The sequence below is a fragment of the Maribacter hydrothermalis genome, assembly GCF_001913155.1.
Classification (GTDB): domain Bacteria; phylum Bacteroidota; class Bacteroidia; order Flavobacteriales; family Flavobacteriaceae; genus Maribacter; species Maribacter hydrothermalis.
This window is the reverse complement of sequence record NZ_CP018760.1, coordinates 2,172,205-2,190,480: the sequence shown is the minus strand read 5'-3', so window position 1 is coordinate 2,190,480 and position 18,276 is coordinate 2,172,205. Positions and strand designations below refer to the sequence as shown.

Below are 18,276 nucleotides of genomic sequence, written 5' to 3'. Positions count from 1 at the left end.
AAATTTAAAGTAAATGGTATCATCACCTTATAAAAAAAAGGAGTAGTCAGAAAATTATCCCTGATTTACTCCTTTAATAAATGTTCTAAAATTTTATAATTCTCTAACCCAGATATTTCTAAAACTTACACGACTATCATCACCATGATCCTGTAATAATAAAGGTCCTTTACCGTGCGGAGGGTTTTTTGGCCAGCCTATGTAAGGGGTAGTGCCCTTAAGCTCCACATGATCTTGAACTAAAACTCCGTTATGGATAACGGTTATATCGCCAGATTTTATTTTACCACCATCCACGTTAAATTCTGGAGCATGATAAATAATATCATAGGTGTTCCACTCACCAGTAGGTACTGAAGCCATTGCTAATGGCACATGTTGTTTGTATATAGAACCAACTTGTCCGTTTACATAGGTTGGATTATCGTTTTGGTCCAACACTTGTACCTCATAAATGCCGTTTAAAAAAACTCCGCTATTACCCCTATTTTGATTATCTCTCTGTACTGGCAATGGCGATTTCCACTCTATATGCAACTGTATATCACTAAAATTCTGTTTAGTCTGTATATTGCCTGTTTTATCATTTACCGTCATACTCCCATCTTTGTTCAAGTGCCATTTAGCTGCTGTGCTGTCATTTGAACTAACCCAATTATCTAGACTAGTACCATCAAAAAGAATAATTGCATCACTTGGTGCGGAATTAGCTGCCCCTGGTTTTACCACAGCAACTTTAGGTTCGTAGAATTCAGTTCCTTCGGGCGTAGTTGGTTCTTCACCCATGTATTCTTCGTGAACGATTACACTATCTTTTACAGCTTCCATGCTGCTATCAGCATTTACCATTACTTTTTCTTGACAAGATATTACCCCAAAAGAAGCAGTTAACAGTAGTAATGAGTATCTATTTTTCATATGTAATAATGTTATTTTAGTTGTTTGATCTTAATATTTCTAAATGAAACCACATTTCCGTGATCTTGTAAACCAATTTTACCTGTAGTGTATTTTCCAAATCCGTCCCAACCTGCAAATTTAGATTCTGCAACCATAGCATCCCATTCTTCGTTTGCTACAGGAAATGACGCCATTTCCACTCCGTTCAAGGTAACATTACCTTTATGCTCTTTATGATCAACGGTAAGAACCATTGTATTCCATTCACCTATAGGCTTAGTGACGTCTTTTGTAGGTGAAACCATATCATATAATGCACCAGCTTGATGCGTTGTACCCGCTTTCGCATCTGGATGCTTATCATTATCCAATATTTGAATTTCTGGTCCAGTTTGATATCCCGTTCCAAATTTTTCATCTTCACTTACACCCCAGAATACCCCACTGTTACCACCTTCGGAAATTTTCCAATCTAAGGACAGCACAAAATCATTATACGCTTTTTTGGTAACCAAATCATGGTTTTTTTTCTCTTCACCTTCTGCAGGAGGAGTAAATACCAAAGCATCGCCGTCTATTTTCCAAGCATCACTTATACCGTCGGTTTTGAACTCCTTCCATTGGTCTAACGTTGTACCGTCGAACAACACCTCCCACTCATTATCAACAACGGCAACTTCTTCAACAATCGCAGTTTCAGTTGCTTCTTTTTTCTCTTGCTTACATGCAACGAAAGCTACCAAACATACTGCACTAAATATATATTTCTTCATTTTCTTGTTTTTAAAGTCCCAACATTTTCTTCAACATTTCTTTATCTATCTCTGCACCTGCAAAATCATCAAAAGTTTTCTCTGTAGCTTCAATAATATGGTCCGATATAAACTTGGCACCTTCACGCGCACCTTGCTCTGGACTCTTAATACAGCATTCCCACTCCATTACTGCCCAAACATCACATCCGTATTGTGTTAATTTAGAAAATATGGTTTTAAAATCTATTTGTCCGTCACCTAATGAACGGTATCTACCTGCTCTATTACCCCAATCATTATAACCACCAAAAGCCCCTTTTTTACCTGTAGGATTAAATTCAGAATCTTTCACGTGAAATGACTTAATAAATTCATGGTAGTGATCAATATACGTGATATAATCTAACTGCTGTAATACAAAGTGGCTTGGATCATATAAAATATTAACTCGTTTATGATTGCCCGTAGCTTCAAGAAAACGCTCAAAAGTATCCCCATCATGTAAATCTTCGCCAGGGTGTATTTCATAACAAACATCCACTCCTTCTTTATCAAAATGATTTAAAATTGGCGTCCATCTTTTTGCTAATTCTTCAAAGCCCATTTCCACTAAACCAGCTGGTCTTTGCGGCCAAGGATGCATAGTATGCCATAACAAAGAGCCAGAAAAAGTAGCATGTACTTTTAAACCTAATCTTCTACTCGCGGTTGCCGCTTTTTTTACTGTTTCTACCGCCCATTGGGTTCTTTCTTTTGGTTTACCATGTACATTTTTTGGAGCAAATGAATCGAACATTAAATCATATGCGGGGTGTACCGCTACAAGTTGCCCTTGTAGATGTGTTGAAAGTTCTGTTATTTCTAAACCATAAGAGTTTACTTTAGCCTTTAGCTCATCGCAATAGGTTTGACTTTCTGCAGCCTTATCTAAATCTATTAAAAAAGATTCCCAAGTTGGTATTTGAATTCCTTTATAACCTAAATCAGCTGCCCACTTACACATTCCGTCCAAGGAATTAAATGGTGCTTTACTGTCTACAAACTGTGCCAAAAATACGGCTGGTCCTTTGATTGTTTTCATATAATTATACTATCTGTTGTTTGAATTAGTTGTTGTAATTGACACATTAAATGCGTCAAATAATGTTATATTTAAGAATTATTTTGAGTAACTCACAATACTATGGAGATTTGCTATAAATATAGGCAATACCATTAGAAAAAGATAAAAATTCAAGTATGAATCAGAACGAAATATTCGATGCAATTGTAGTCGGAACAGGAATAAGTGGTGGCTGGGCTGCTAAGGAATTAACTGAGAAGGGTTTAAAAACCCTTGTTTTGGAACGTGGCCCGATGGTAAAACATATAGAGGACTACCCTACCATGAACGATGACCCTTGGGATTACCCGCTTAAGGGAGAATTATCGAAGGAGGATAAAAAAAAATATCATGTGCAACATCGTGTAAATTGGGCACCACGTGAGGATGTTAAACATTTTTTCGTAAATGACCTAGAACACCCTTACGTAGAAACCAAGCGTTTCGACTGGATTAGGGGGTACCAAGTTGGCGGGCGGTCGCTCACTTGGGGACGTCAAAGCTATCGTTGGAGCGATATTGATTTTGAAGCAAACAAAAAAGAAGCTATTGGTGTAGACTGGCCGGTACGGTACAAAGATATTGCTCCTTGGTATGATAAGGTTGAAGAATATATTGGAGTTAGCGGTGAAGCCTTAGGATTAGATGTATTGCCCGATGGAAAATTTCAGCCTGCCATGAAATTAAACTGTGTTGAAGAAGATTTTAAAAAAACAACTGCAGCTAAGTTTGATGATGGTAGATTGATAACGATAGGTAGAACTGCCCATATTACCGACCCAAATGCATCTTTTGAAGGTCGTGGCACATGCCAAAACAGAGATCGTTGCTGGCGAGGGTGTCCTTTTGGAGGCTATTTCAGCAGTAACTCATCTACATTGCCTGCAGCAGAACGTACCGGTAATATGACATTAAGACCTAATTCCATAGTTCATGAAATCATGTATGACGACGCTACTAAAAAGGCTACAGGTGTACGAGTTATTGATGCGGAGACGAATGAAAAAATTGAATTCAAAGCAAAAATCATATTTCTATGCGCTTCGGCAATGGCCTCTGTAGGTATTTTGTTACAATCTAAATCTGAGCGTTTCCCTAATGGTTTAGGAAATGATTCCGATGCTCTAGGGAGAGGTATTATGGACCATCATTATAAACTTGGTGCTACAGCTAAGGTTGAAGGTTATCTAGATAAATATTATAAAGGAAGACGAGCCAACGGATTTTACATACCTCGTTTCGTAAACCTTAACGAGAAGACAAAACGGGAAGGTTATTTACGCGGATTTGGATATCAAGGAACAGCAAGTAGGGGAGATTGGTCAAAAGAGATTGGGGAACTAGGCTATGGTAAAGATTTAAAGGATTCAGTGTTAAAACCAGGTCGATGGACCATAGGAGTAACCGGATTTGGGGAATTTTTACCTTATGACGATAACAGAGTTACCCTAAGCCCAACAGAAAAAGACAAATGGGGACTACCACAATTAGCTTTTGATGTGGAATTCAAAGAAAACGAATATAAAATGCGCGAGGATATTAAAAAAGAAATTGTAACCATGTTTGAAGCTGCTGGTTTTAAAGATGTATCATCATATGAAGAGTCTAGCGGACCTGGATTAGGAATTCATGAAATGGGCGGCGCAAGAATGGGTCACAACGCAAAGACTTCTATAGTAAATAAAAACAATCAAGTACATTTAGTTCCAAATGTATATGTTACGGATGGTGCATTTATGTCATCATCTAGCTGTGTAAACCCATCATTAACCTATATGGCGTTTACAGCAAGAGCAGCAAATCATGCAGCCGAGCAATTAAAAGCAGGTAAATTTTCTTGATTTTAAAATTAATTACAAAGTATAACGTTTATTAAGTCCTATAGATTAAAGAAAATTAAAGCTTATGGAAAATGCTTCGGCCAGAAATATGTGGGGGAATTATTTAAAAAATCACCTTGAGGATGTCTTTCATGAGGCACCAAAAACCATGCATTTTGGCGACAATGAACAAGATGCCAATGAAATTGCCAAACTAATTAAAAATGGAACTAAAAAAGCAATCTCATATTCATTACTAGGATTGCAAAACCGCAATGAGCCTTTACCTAAAATTGGGGATTATATTGTGGTTACAGATTGGAGTGGCGAGGCACAATGCATTGTTTCCACAAAGGCCGTTTCACTAAAACCCTATTTTAGTATTGATGAAACTTATGCCCAATTAGAAGGAAATGGTGATAAAACTTTGAATAGCTGGAAAAAGTATTATTGGGATTTTTTCACTAAAGAATTGCAAAAGTTCAATAGACAACCTAGAGAAAGTATGATCGTTGTGTGCCAAACCATAGAAAAAGTAAACTCTTAAAAATCATCCTACTTAATAAAACAAAAAGAGCCGCAAATTGCGGCTCTTTTTTATACTATCTACATACTTTTTAGTTTTCTAATGCTACCCAATTATTTCCACTTTTATGTGAATCTACCGTTGCTTCAATAAAATTCATGCCACGAACACCGTCTTTCATAGTAGGGAATTCGCCATCATTATATTCTTCACCTCTAATAGCTCTTGCAACACCTTTATAGATGTTCGCCATTGAATCAAAAATTCCCTCGGGGTGACCAGCAGGTAATTTGGTGCCATCTAAAGATAGTTCAGAATTATAGGCATGGCCAGGTTTATATATTTGTGTTGGTTCTGTATCACTTAATTTATATAAAAAGTTAGGGCGTTCCTGCTCCCATCGAAAAGCTCCTTTTTCCCCATATATTGAAATAGCAAGTCCGTTTTCTTCACCGGTAGCAACTTGACTACCTCTAATAACACCTTTTACATGATCTCCCATACGTATAAGTACGGTACCATCAACGTCCATTTTATTATCCTCGTAAAGGTAATTGAAGTCACAAAGAAGCTCATTTATTTTAAGACCTGTAGTATATTCTACAAGGTTAAATGCGTGAACACCTATATCGCCCATACAAGAGCTTATACCTGCTTTCTCTGGGTCTAATCTCCAAACCGAAGACCGCTTTTCTTTATCATGGATAATAGTATTAATCCACCCTTGGTAATATACTGCATCTACTTTATGAATTTTACCTAACGCACCCGCTTTAATCATTTCACGCATTTGGCGCACCATTGGGTAACCGGTATAGGTATGCGTTAAAGCGAAAACAGTACCCGCTTTTTCATGAGATTTCTGTAAATCTTTAGCTTCGGCCAATGACGTTGTCATTGGTTTTTCGCAAATAACGTGGAAACCGTTATCCAATAATTTTTTTGCCATTGGGTAGTGCAAGAAGTTAGGCGTAAGTATAGAGCAAACTTGAATACGCTCATCTTTTGGCAACTTTAATTCTTCTTCAATTAAAGTATCAAAATCCTTATAAATTCTATTTAAAGGCACATCTATTTCTTTGGCGAATTCCATACTTGCATCAAAATCAGGATTAAAAACAGCCCCTGTTATTTGATAGTTGTCGTTAATAAATGATGCTACTCTGTGCAACACTCCTATTAATGAATCTCCTCCACCTCCTAATATTCCTAATCGTATTTTCTTTGGCATTTTTGTTGTTGTTTAAATTGAAAATATTTTTTTTTAAAATCCTTAAGGATTTGTGTTTCTATTACTATCTAAAAAAAATTAGCTCATTTATTCATTAAAAACCAGAAATAACATTTTATGAGCAGCAATTTTCAGGCGTTTAAATTAAAGAATTTATCTAAGACTGATATTCTATTTTCTCTGTTTTAAAAAAAATAGCGAATAAAATAAACACAGCTAACGCAAAACCAGCAGGATACATCCAAATGGTTTCCCAAACATGTTTACCATCTGCTAACAGGTAAGCGGTTGATATTTTTCCTGCTATCCAAAACCCTATTAACATACCCACCCCATAAGTAGCTAAAGTTATAAGACCTTGCGCAGAGCTTTTAAATTTATCACCTGCTTTACTATCCGTATAAATTTGACCAGAAACAAAGAAAAAATCATAACATATACCATGTAACGCAATACCGATAATCAGCATAAAGCCAAGCTCATTAACATCACCAAATGCAAATAATAAATAACGTGCCACCCACGCCGCCATAGCAACAAGTATAGTTTTCTTAAATCCGAATTTGGTAAAGAAATAGGGTAGTAGCAACATAAACGCAATTTCCGAAATTTGACCTAATGTCATTTTACCTGTAGGATTATCCATGCCTATTTCAACAAGAAACGGATTCGCATTTTGATAATAGAATGCCAACGGAATGCAAATTAGAACTGATGATATAAAGAAAATTAAAAAATTCTTATCCTTGAATAAGCTCAAGGAATCCAGCCCTAAAATTTCCTTTATACCAAGTTTTTCCGAACTAGCAGCTTTTGGTGGTGTTTTAGGTAAGGTAAAACTAAATACCCCCAAAATAAAAGAGGCAATAGCTGTCATTAAAAAAGTATTTCTAAGTAGACCTTGGCCAATATTCTCTCCTTGGTCCCAACTAAAAATATAGCTAATGGAGAGTCCTGCAATAATCCATCCTACGGTTCCAAAGACCCTAACCATTGAAAATTCTTTTGCGGGATTTTTCATTTGATTAAAGGAAACTGAATTTACCAATGCAAGAGTTGGCATGTATAAAATCATGTACCCTAAAACTAAGATATAGAACATGTCGAATTCAGTACTCTGGTACATGAAATACATGAGAGTAGCACCAACAAGGTGTAAAACTCCCAAAATTCTTTCTGCATTAAAATATCTGTCCGCAATGATACCAATGACAAAGGGAGCAATTATAGCTCCCCATGATTGTGTTGAAAATGCCAATGCTATTTCCCCGTCAGTCGCTTTTAAATTGTTTCCTAAAAATGTACCTAAGGTGACAAACCATGCACCCCAAATAAAAAATTCCAAAAACATCATAAAGCATAACTGTACTCTAACTTTATTTTTCATCTATCTTTTATAATAAACATAATCAAAACCGATTGGATCTTCTCCGCTAATTCTAAAATCTACAGCAATTTGGCCTCGGTGATTGGTAGAATGATTTATGATATGAAACAAAATATCTTGCAAGGTATTCGTAAACAAACGCCCCTCGATATTTTCATAGTCAATACGCTTATCAAAATTTTCGGCACTAGAAACTATGTCAAATGAACTACGCTGATTTTCGTAATGAATCTCTTCCCAGTCCTTTACCTCATGCTCTTGCCAAATTTCAAATTCACTAGGTTTATTTAAAATTCTAGCGTTCCATATATGATGTGCGTTTAAGATGTGGCTGAATACCCGTTTGGTATTTGGCGCAACAGCCTCAAGCGCTAAACATTGTTCAATTAGTTTCTTGTTACAGTGAAAATTATAGTCGAAAATTTTATTAAAAAAAGCTTCCATAAATCATACCCTCGGGATTACTCTATTTCGTTTGCCGCCTTTAATAATAAATCTCTGGTAGCAATAATCCCAGCTTCTTCACTTATTTCAGAACCTTCATATTCCACACCAATAAATCCTGTATAACCTGCGTCTTTTACTATTTTTAGCATTTGCACATAATCTATACCGGTATCATAGCCATCAGCATCAAAATTATTAGATTTTGCGCTTACTGCTTTTGCATAAGGCATTAACTCTTTAACACCTTTATACTTATCATACTCCTTTAGACAATCCCAACTATTCGGTTTACGTTCCATACAGAAATTTCCAAAATCTGGTAAACTGCCACAGTTATCCATATTTACATTCTTCATTACCTGTGCATGAAGTTCCCCGTTAGAAGACAAGCCACCATGGTTTTCTACCAAAATATTTATATTTTTAGTTTTCGCGTAGGTAGCTAATTTTGTTAATCCGTCTACAGAGTTTTTGATCCATTCTTCTGGCACATTGCTACCATTAAGGTTCACTCTAATGGCATGGCATCCCATTGCAGCAGCAGCATCTACCCATTTTTTATGCTTTTCAACAGTCTCGTTTCTTTCCGCTTCGTCGTTAACAGCTAAATTACCTTGACCATCGATCATGATCAAAACATTTTTCATCCCATATTTTTTAGCCTCTGCATTGGATTTTTCGACGAAATTTGCCATTGCCTCTTCAGAGTAATTTGCATCAGACAATTCAGGATTATATAATTGACTTACATATTCAAGTCCAGTAAAACCCCAATTCTTTGCTTTTTCAGCAAAAGAATATGGATCTACTCCTTCGTCATTTATCATTTTATGCATTGACCATTGTGCTAGTGAAAGTTCAAAAAATGGCGCTGTATTAGTTTCATCTTCAACAATTTCAATTTCTTCTACTTTTTCTTTTTTATTTTCTTTACAAGCGTACGTTCCTAATAACGAAATTCCAATTCCTACAATAAAAGCGATTCTAATTAATTTTTTACTTTTCATTTTTGGTTGTTTGTTGTTTGTTTAAATTATAGGTAAATGACTAGTTTTTAACCTTTACCTTAGCTTTTTATTCATTTTACTTGCCAATAACAGTGAAATACGCAAGAAGAATGAAGAATAAATGTATAGAATTAATTTTATATTTAATAAATTTAGAGCATAAACAACTTTTATGAGCAAATTTTATTACAATGAAGAGCAAGAGTCCTATGATGCTATTGTTGTAGGAACAGGAATTAGTGGTGGTTGGGCCGCAAAAGAATTATGTGAGGCGGGTTTAAAAACGCTAGTTTTAGAACGCGGCAGAATGGTAAAGCACATAGATGATTATGAAACGGCAAATATGGACCCGTGGGATTTTCCAAATGCAGGTGAACCTACTAAAGAAATAATTGAACAACAACCTAAGCAAAACAGGACTGGTTATACTACAAATCAAGCCAGTAACATGTGGTTTGTAAATGATTTGAAGCACCCATATAACGAAACAAAAAGATTCGATTGGATGCGAGGGTATCACTTAGGTGGTCGTTCGTTACAATGGGGTCGTCAGAGTTATCGTCTAAGTGATATTGATTTTGAGGCAAATAAAAAAGAAGGAATTGCCGTTGATTGGCCTGTACGCTATAAAGATATTGCACCTTGGTACGATAAGGTTGAGGAATATATTGGTGTTAGTGGCGAAAATTTAGGACTTGAACAATTACCTGATGGTAAATTTTTACCAATGATGGACCTAAATTGTGTTGAACAAGAATTCCGCGATAAAGTTGCAGAAAATTTTAATGGCCGTGTAGTAACTGCTGGTAGAACAGCACATATTACAGGAACCAAGCAATTTGACGGAAGAAGTAAATGTCAATTTAGAAACAGATGTATTAGAGGGTGTCCTTTTGGAGCGTACTTTAGTAGTTTATCTTCAACATTACCAGCAGCTGAAGCTACAGGAAATATGACACTTAGACCAGATTCTATTGTTCATGAGGTGATCTATGACCCCAAAACAAAGAAAGCAACAGGTGTAAAAGTAATAGATGCTAATACCAAAGAAACTTTCGAGTTTAAGGCAAAAGTTATTTTCTTATGTGCTTCTGCAATTGCATCCACCTCTATTTTAATGCAGTCAAAATCTGAAAGTTTCCCTAATGGTATGGGTAATGAGTCTGATCAATTGGGCCGTAACATTATGGACCATCAACTTCAAGTAGGAGCTTCGGGAAAGTTCGATGGATTTGAAGATAAATATTACAAGGGGAGAAAACCAAGTGGAATCTACATTCCTAGATTTAGAAACTTAGGAGGAGATTCTGATAGAGATTATAAGAGAGGATTTGGATATCAAGGTGGAGCATCTAGAGGTAACTGGGAAGAATCCATTGCCGAATTATCTCATGGTAAAGACTTAAAAGAAGCAGTACTTAAACCAGGTGGATGGACTTTTGGTATGATGGGCTTTGGAGAAGTACTACCCTATGAAAACAACAGATTTACATTAGATTACGATAAATTAGATGACTGGGGATTACCTACAGTTACTTTTGATGCCGAGCTTCAAGAAAACGAACTTAAAATGCGCAAAGACATTTTAGATTCAGCTGTTGAAATGTTAGAAAAAGCCGGACTTAAAGAGGTTAAAGGCTATGATAATGAAAGTGCATTAGGTTTAGGAATCCATGAGATGGGAACCGCCCGCATGGGGAGAGACAGAAAAACATCTGTTTTAAACGGAAATAACCAGTTACATGATGTGCCAAATGTATATGTAACTGACGGGTCGTTTATGACTTCTGCTAGTTGCGTTAACCCATCATTAACTTATATGGCCTTTACGGCCAGAGCTGCTGACCATGCAGTTAAAGAACTTAAAAAAGGAAACATATAATGGATAGAAGACGTGTATTAAAAAATATGGGAATGTCACTTGGATATATGGTGGCCACACCAACCTTGTTATCAATTGTTCAAAGTTGTAAGAGTGAACCAGCCTTAACTTGGACTCCAGAATTTTTGGCTCAAAATGAAGGTGTAGTACTTTCTAAGTTGGTAGATATTATTTTACCAAAAACAGATACTCCTTCTGCTTCAGAAGTACAGGTTGATATTTTTATTGACAAGTTTGCTAAAGACGTTATGGAGAAAGAGCAACAAGACTTCTTTAAAATGTCTATGGGCAGGTTTATAGATAAAGCCTTAGCTGATTCTGGCAAAGAAAATGCGAACGACTTAACTGTAGAAGATTTAGAACCTGTTTTAGCGACTTCCTTAAAGTATACAAAGGATCAACAAGCCGAAATGTTCGAAACTATAAATAGTTATACAGAAGCTATAGCTGAAGGACAAACCTCAACTTTAGACGATGATACAACCAGATTCGCTTTCGCCAATAACTTAAGAGGAATGACCATTTGGGGCTATAAGGCTTCTGAATACGTTGGTGAAGAGGTTTTAGCTTATTTACCAGTTCCTGGGGAGTATGTTCCATGTGGAGATATGCAGGAGCTTACAGGTGGTAAGGCATGGTCCTTATAATCAATTATCATCTTAATATTCAATAGCCATGAGCATGATTTGTTAATCGCTCCTGGCTATTTTCATTTAAAGACACTACTCATGAAAAGAAGAAGTTTTATTCAAAAATCTGCGCTAACCACAGGCGCAATTTCGATAGGAAGCTCATTAAGTTACGCCAACACCTTCTCCAATAACAAGAATGCCTATAATTACAATTTAAAGTATGCACCACATTTGGGCATGTTTAAACATCATGCAGGTGACAACCCTATTGACCAACTAAATTTTATGGCTGACGAAGGTTTCACAGCATTTGAAGATAATGAAATGCGTAAACGGCCTATAGAAATACAGAAGAAAATGGCAGCAACCATGTATAAACGTGGTTTAGAAATGGGTGTTTTCGTTGCCCACGAAATATATTGGACTGCTCCAAACTTGGCTTCGGGCGATGAAGACAAACGCAACGAATTTTTAAACTACATTAAAGATTCCATTGATGTGGCTAAACGAGTTAATGCTAAGTGGATGACAGTTGTACCGGGCCATGCAGATCTAAAATTAAGAGTAGGGTACCAAACAGCTAACGTTGTTGAAACTCTTAAACAAGCATCGGCATTATTAGAACCACACGGAATTGTTATGGTTTTAGAACCTTTAAATTTTAGAAACCATCCAGGCTTATTCTTGACCGACTCGCCACAGGCATTTGAAATTTGTAAAGCAGTTAATTCACCGTCTTGTAAAATTCTATTCGATATATATCATCAACAAATACAGGAAGGAAACATAATCCCCAATATGGAATCCTCATGGGATGAGATAGCCTACATACAAATAGGAGATAATCCTGGAAGAAATGAACCAACTACGGGAGAAATAAATTACCGCAATGTATTTAAATGGATTCATAATAAAGGATTTAATGGAATACTGGGTATGGAACATGGTAACTCTCGGGAAGGAAAAGAAGGGGAACGTGCGGTAATAAATGCCTATCAGAAAGTAGATGATTTTATTTAAATAGCAATGTAGTATAAATATCAAAAACATGAATTATGCATACAAAATGCATTTCATCGAATAGTCAATCGCTTTTCGATGAAATACACAATTACTAAGTAAGAATTTACTTACTTATTCGTTCTTTTGTATATGTCCCAATACCTACAGCTATTACTCGTCTATGTCACATTATTTTTGGCATCCAAATTATCCTTTTATTTCTATAAAACGATAAAGTCAAATTCAATTGAACTATTTCAAAAGCGACTAAACTATAAATGGATTAATATAAAAAATGCAATAAAATTAATGTATCAAAGTATTTTTAATGATACTATTAAGTTTCCATGATCCAATTCGTCTTTTAATCCGTATATACCTTATAATCTAATACTTAGGCTATGGAAAACTATATTACTATTTTAATTATTTATATGGCTGCATTGTTGTTTACAACTGCATTAAAGCCATACTATACCAACGACAAATAAGAACCCCCCTTAACTTAACCTCGGCTTAGCCGTAAATAAAAAAGACCCCTTTAATTGGGGTCTTTTTTATTTATATAAATTTTTTAAGAACCGCACATTAAGCAATCATCATCAGCTTGGCCTTCTTTGGCTCTAGCAATCATTTCTTTCATTTCTTGGGGTGACATTGGTTTTATATCCAATTCAGCTTGTGGCAAGGGCTTAGAAACGATTTCTGCGTTACTTTTTACACTTTCAACTGTCGAGGCAGTAATAACTTCTTTTGTAACTGTTTCCTCGGCCAGAATTTCCTTTTTCTTAGAATTATCTAACGTAAACTTAATTGCATCTACTGCAGCTTTGGTACGTAAATAATACATTCCTGTTTTAAGACCGCTTTTCCATGCATAAAAGTGCATAGATGTCAACTTAGAATAGTTTGCGTTTTCCATGAATAAATTCAAAGACTGACTTTGGTCTATGAAATATCCTCTGTGCCTAGACATATCAATAATATCTTTCATGCTAAGTTCCCAAACTGTCTTATATAAATCTCTTATATCTTGAGGGATAGTTTCAATATGTTGAATAGAACCATTAGCACGCATTAATTCTTGCTTCATATTTTCATTCCACATTCCAAGTCCAACTAAATCTTCTAAAAGGTGTTTATTAACGACTATAAATTCACCTGAAAGCACACGTCGCGTATAAATATTAGAGGTATAAGGCTCAAAACATTCGTTATTTCCTAAAATCTGGGATGTAGAAGCTGTTGGCATTGGTGCAACTAAAAGAGAATTAAGAACACCATTAGTTTGCACTTCTTTTCTTAGTTTATCCCAGTCCCATCTTCCAGATAATTCATTATCCTTTATTCCCCACATATTATGTTGAAATTCTCCTTGAGACATGGGTGAACCTTCAAAAGTTGAATAGGCTCCTTCTTCCTTTGCCATTTCCATAGAAGCTGTTACAGCAGCAAAATATAATGTTTCAAAAATCTCTTGATTCAACTTTTTAGCCTCATCACTGGTAAATGGCATTCGTAACATTATAAACGCATCTGCCAAACCTTGTACGCCAAGACCAATTGGTCTGTGGCGCATATTAGAATTTTCAGCTTCTTTAACAGGATAATAATTTCTATCAATTACCTTATTTAAATTTCTAGTTACGCGTTTTGTAACCCTAAACAATTCCTTATGATCAAATTCATTGTTCTTAATAAACATAGGTAATGCAATAGAGGCTAAATTACACACAGCAACCTCATCTGGCGAAGTATATTCCATTATTTCGGTACATAAATTTGATGAACGAATTGTACCTAGATTCTTCTGATTACTCTTACGGTTTGCTGCATCCTTATACAGCATGTATGGTGTACCAGTTTCAATTTGAGATTCTAATATTTTCTCCCACAAATCTCTAGCTTTAACTTTTTTACGTCCTTTACCTTCTTTTTCATAGGTAAGATATAGCTTTTCGAATTCCTCACTATGTTTATTATATAAGTTTGGACATTCATTGGGACACATAAGTGTCCAATCTTCATTTGCTTCTACCCTTCTCATGAACAAATCGGATATCCACATGGCGTAAAATAAATCTCTTGCGCGCATTTCCTCTTTACCGTGATTTTTCTTGAGATCTAGGAACTCAAAAATATCAGCATGCCAAGGCTCCATATAAATAGCAAAACTTCCTTTACGCTTTCCACCACCTTGATCAACATAACGAGCTGTATCATTAAACACCTGAAGCATTGGAACAATGCCGTTAGAGGTACCATTTGTTCCCGCGATATAAGAACCTGTAGCTCTAATATTATGAATAGATAAACCTATACCTCCTGCTGATTGAGAAATCTTAGCTGTTTGTTTTAAGGTGTCGTAAATACCTTCAATACTGTCATCTTTCATAGCTAAAAGAAAACAAGAAGACATTTGAGGTTTAGGTGTGCCAGAGTTGAATAATGTCGGAGTAGCATGTGTAAAATACTTTTTAGACATTAATTCATAGGTTTCAATTGCAGCATCTAAATCGTCTAAATGAATACCCACAGATACTCGCATTAACATATGCTGTGGTCTTTCAGCAATTTTGCCGTTCAATTTTAAAAGGTAAGAGCGTTCTAATGTTTTAAAACCGAAATAATCGTAGCCAAAATCTCGGTTATATATAATAGTAGAATCTAATTTTTCTGAATTTTCAGAAATTACCTTATGGACTTCATCTGATAATAAAGGTGCTTTTTTACCTGTTCTTGGATTTACATAAGTATACAAATCATTCATTGTTTCAGAAAATGACTTTTTGGTATTCTTATGCAGGTTTGAAACAGAAATACGAGCAGCTAATTTGGCATAATCTGGGTGTGTAGTAGTCATCGTAGCCGCTATTTCCGCAGCAAGATTGTCTAATTCTGAAGTTGTAACCCCGTCATAAAGCCCTTCGATTACGCGCATAGCTACTTTTAATGGATCTACAAGTCCGTTTAGACCGTAACATAATTTTCGTACTCTAGCGGTGATCTTGTCAAACATGATCAACTCCTTTCTTCCATCTCTTTTAACTACATACATTTGGCTACACTTATTTTAAAATTAATTACCTTTTCTATATTTATATACTAAATTCCTAAATCACCTTTAGAACATAAGTCCTAAATATTCTAGTGTAAAAGAAAGACCATTTTTTTCTATTTAGAAATCAGCGTCAAAACTAATTTTTTGGGAATCTTCGTCTTTGTCTACATTTAAAACACCTGCTTTTTGGTATTCCGAAACCCGTTTTTCAAAGAAGTTGGTTTTACCCTGTAATGAAATCATATCCATAAAGTCGAAAGGATTAGATGAGTTATATACACGATCACATTCCAGCTCAACTAAAAGACGATCAGTTACAAACTCTAAATACTGGGTCATTAGCTTTGAATTCATACCAATTAAACTTACAGGTAAAGACTCAGTAATAAACTCACGTTCTATTTCTAAAGCATCGGTTAAGATTTCTTTTATACGTTCTTTAGGCACCTTATTCATTAAATGCTTGTTATGTAAATGAACAGCATAATCACAGTGCATACCTTCGTCTCTTGATATTAGTTCATTAGAAAATGTTAATCCTGGCATTAAACCTCTTTTCTTTAACCAAAAAATAGAACAGAAAGCACCCGAGAAGAAAATACCTTCCACAGCCGCAAAAGCAATTAAGCGCTCTGCAAAACTTGGTGATTCAATCCAGTTTAACGCCCAATCGGCTTTCTTTTTAATTGCAGGAAAATTTTCTAACGCTTTAAAAAGTATATTTTTTTCTTTTTCATCTTTTACATAAGTGTCAATTAATAGGGAATATGTTTCAGAGTGAATATTCTCCATCATAATTTGAAATCCATAGAAGAATTTTGCTTCGGCATACTGTACTTCGCTTACAAAATTTTCTGCTAAATTTTCATTGACAATACCGTCTGAAGCCGCAAAAAATGCCAGTATATGTTTTATAAAGTAACGCTCATCATCGTTTAACTTATTATTCCAATCAGTTAAATCTTCATGAAGGTCAATTTCTTCAGCGGTCCAAAAACATGCCTCGCATTTTTTATACCATTCCCAGAGATCATCATGTTTAATTGGGAAAATAACAAAGCGGTCATCGTTTGCTTCCAAAATTGGCTCTAAGGCTGTGGACATAATATTATAATTTTAAAAAAGTTGAATGATACCTTCCTGTAAGGACTAACAAAGATTCAAAAATGCATTCAATATATGAAGAGCTATTATGTATTTCTAGCGCAAAGTTTTTAACACAAAATGTTGAAATCTAAGGTCGCAAGTGATGTTCATTAACTTTAGCAGCACACCATTTTTATGTAACTTTTTTGAAGAATGCAATAATAATTTTATAAACCAAAAAGTATATAAAACCATACTAGGTGGTTTATTTTTAAATTAAAAAAAGTACGGTCAAATGTAATGAAGATTCAAAAATTGTACGGCCCCTCTAATGCTCTTAATTTGAAAAATGCCCACCAAATCTAATAAAGGTAGTTCCCCCGAAACCTTGTCTTAGATTGCAATTATTACGACTAATCGTAATCTTACTGTAAATGGCGCTCAAAACATTAGAAATAAAATAACATACACTATTTTATATAGAACCGTACTTTAATTTTTGCTTTAAATATTTAGTTTGTATTAAAAAACTTTAATTCGTAAAGATTCTTCGCCTACATTTTTAAATGAAACCGAAAAACTCCATAAAATGGAATTAGCAAAGACTTTCAGCTATTTCAATACTACCTTCGTTGGTATAAAAAGACAATTCTTCCGAACCTCCTACATCAACCAAACTATGAACACCATTAAACTTATTTTATAAGCGATCTAAAAGTTTTATTTTATAATCTCTTTTCATTTCCAGCCCATTATAATCTTAACGGTTTGTACTAATTAAATCAATGTTCATAATTTCACTATTATCCTTGGATACATGTTTTCACCGCTAGGATATTATTTTATTTCCAAAATACCTTGTTCTAACGTGTCAATAAATGTTGTATTACAAACTATTCGCTAATTAAACTTACCTGAAACTAAATATTTACAAGTTTCACTTTTCAAGTTAACTGTGCCAATTAACTAAATCTTATTATAAATTAATAGCACAGAAGTAAATTCAAGGTCTTTGCCTATTTGGTTCTTGAACGTCAATGGCAACCGTTAAAATTTCGCCTGAACTTTCATCTTCTTTCATAATATTAGCTGCAATCGCTAAAAATATTACAAACAAAACAAACATTAAGCTACATTTTCTCATCTTCCTTTTGAACTTAAACCAATTATAACTTCCTCGATAAAGGTATATTAAGATAAAAAGGCGCACGTTACTATTGTATAACCTGTTCCTTTTTTTGTGTAAACGGAAATTAAAAAAGCAGGAAACTACCTACTTTCAATAGATTGTAGTCCTTTTCGTTCTTTTTTTGAGTTGGAATTAATAAAAATGACTACCTGTAATTGAACCAATTATACCAAAATTACTTCCATTGACACAAAACTGAAAATTAGAAACATATAAGCACCTATTTTTTCATAACTTTCTAAATTGATA

General features: G+C 35.0%; 15 protein-coding genes. 5 read left to right on the top strand and 10 right to left on the bottom strand.

Annotated elements, in window-relative coordinates; all coding sequences use genetic code 11:
* Positions 1 to 93: 93 nt before the first annotated feature.
* From BTR34_RS09375 to BTR34_RS09365, 3 genes are read right to left on the bottom strand one after another with little or no spacing between them, the layout of a single operon-like run.
* Positions 94 to 918: a 3-keto-disaccharide hydrolase gene (locus tag BTR34_RS09375; protein ID WP_068480595.1), complete on the bottom strand. Its 825-nt coding sequence runs from the start codon at positions 916 to 918 to the stop codon at positions 94 to 96.
* An 11-nt stretch (positions 919 to 929) separates the two neighbouring features.
* Positions 930 to 1,673, bottom strand: coding sequence for a 3-keto-disaccharide hydrolase (locus tag BTR34_RS09370; RefSeq protein WP_068480592.1), 744 nt, complete (start codon positions 1,671 to 1,673; stop codon positions 930 to 932).
* 10 nt (positions 1,674 to 1,683) lie between these two features.
* A complete protein-coding gene (locus tag BTR34_RS09365; RefSeq protein ID WP_068480590.1) occupies positions 1,684 to 2,736 on the bottom strand; it encodes a sugar phosphate isomerase/epimerase family protein in 1,053 nt (350 codons plus the stop codon).
* Between the two features lie 158 nt (positions 2,737 to 2,894).
* Here BTR34_RS09365 and BTR34_RS09360 point away from each other — a divergent pair, with 158 nt between their 5' ends.
* Positions 2,895 to 4,598 carry a GMC oxidoreductase gene (locus BTR34_RS09360; protein WP_068480587.1) on the top strand — a complete coding sequence of 568 codons (1,704 nt, stop codon included), beginning with the start codon at positions 2,895 to 2,897 and terminating at the stop codon, positions 4,596 to 4,598.
* A gap of 64 nt (positions 4,599 to 4,662) precedes the next feature.
* Positions 4,663 to 5,124, top strand: a complete 462-nt coding sequence (locus tag BTR34_RS09355) for an ASCH domain-containing protein (RefSeq protein WP_068480583.1) — start codon at positions 4,663 to 4,665, stop codon at positions 5,122 to 5,124.
* Between the two features lie 70 nt (positions 5,125 to 5,194).
* Here BTR34_RS09355 and BTR34_RS09350 read toward each other — a convergent pair whose 3' ends face one another.
* From BTR34_RS09350 to BTR34_RS09335, 4 genes are all read right to left on the bottom strand, one after another.
* Positions 5,195 to 6,334 (bottom strand): Gfo/Idh/MocA family protein, encoded by a 1,140-nt coding sequence (locus tag BTR34_RS09350; RefSeq protein WP_068480580.1) that lies wholly within the window; start codon positions 6,332 to 6,334, stop codon positions 5,195 to 5,197.
* Between the two features lie 157 nt (positions 6,335 to 6,491).
* Complete coding sequence (locus BTR34_RS09345; RefSeq protein ID WP_068480577.1) at positions 6,492 to 7,721, bottom strand: nucleoside permease; 1,230 nt, start codon at positions 7,719 to 7,721, stop codon at positions 6,492 to 6,494.
* On the bottom strand, positions 7,722 to 8,165 hold the full coding sequence (locus BTR34_RS09340) for a DinB family protein (RefSeq protein WP_068480574.1): 444 nt from the start codon (positions 8,163 to 8,165) through the stop codon (positions 7,722 to 7,724).
* A 17-nt stretch (positions 8,166 to 8,182) separates the two neighbouring features.
* Positions 8,183 to 9,175 carry a sugar phosphate isomerase/epimerase family protein gene (locus BTR34_RS09335; RefSeq protein WP_068480570.1) on the bottom strand — a complete coding sequence of 331 codons (993 nt, stop codon included), beginning with the start codon at positions 9,173 to 9,175 and terminating at the stop codon, positions 8,183 to 8,185.
* A gap of 172 nt (positions 9,176 to 9,347) precedes the next feature.
* Here BTR34_RS09335 and BTR34_RS09330 point away from each other — a divergent pair, with 172 nt between their 5' ends.
* From BTR34_RS09330 to BTR34_RS09320, 3 genes are all read left to right on the top strand, one after another.
* The gene (locus tag BTR34_RS09330; protein WP_068480567.1) at positions 9,348 to 11,057 is read left to right on the top strand and encodes a GMC oxidoreductase; all 1,710 of its coding nucleotides are present in this window, start codon (positions 9,348 to 9,350) and stop codon (positions 11,055 to 11,057) included.
* Positions 11,057 to 11,704, top strand: a complete 648-nt coding sequence (locus BTR34_RS09325) for a gluconate 2-dehydrogenase subunit 3 family protein (protein ID WP_068480564.1) — start codon at positions 11,057 to 11,059, stop codon at positions 11,702 to 11,704. The genes BTR34_RS09330 and BTR34_RS09325 overlap by 1 nt, the downstream gene beginning before the upstream one ends.
* 81 nt (positions 11,705 to 11,785) lie before the next feature.
* The gene (locus BTR34_RS09320; RefSeq protein ID WP_068480561.1) at positions 11,786 to 12,709 is read left to right on the top strand and encodes a hydroxypyruvate isomerase family protein; all 924 of its coding nucleotides are present in this window, start codon (positions 11,786 to 11,788) and stop codon (positions 12,707 to 12,709) included.
* Between the two features lie 556 nt (positions 12,710 to 13,265).
* On the opposite strand, the gene BTR34_RS09315 is transcribed toward BTR34_RS09320, so the two are convergent.
* From BTR34_RS09315 to BTR34_RS18760, 3 genes are all read right to left on the bottom strand, one after another.
* Complete coding sequence (locus tag BTR34_RS09315; RefSeq protein WP_068480558.1) at positions 13,266 to 15,749, bottom strand: ribonucleoside-diphosphate reductase subunit alpha; 2,484 nt, start codon at positions 15,747 to 15,749, stop codon at positions 13,266 to 13,268.
* 120 nt (positions 15,750 to 15,869) lie between these two features.
* On the bottom strand, positions 15,870 to 16,856 hold the full coding sequence (locus tag BTR34_RS09310) for a ribonucleotide-diphosphate reductase subunit beta (RefSeq protein WP_068480555.1): 987 nt from the start codon (positions 16,854 to 16,856) through the stop codon (positions 15,870 to 15,872).
* A gap of 985 nt (positions 16,857 to 17,841) precedes the next feature.
* The gene (locus BTR34_RS18760; RefSeq protein WP_157483722.1) at positions 17,842 to 17,982 is read right to left on the bottom strand and encodes a hypothetical protein; all 141 of its coding nucleotides are present in this window, start codon (positions 17,980 to 17,982) and stop codon (positions 17,842 to 17,844) included.
* Positions 17,983 to 18,276: the final 294 nt, after the last annotated feature.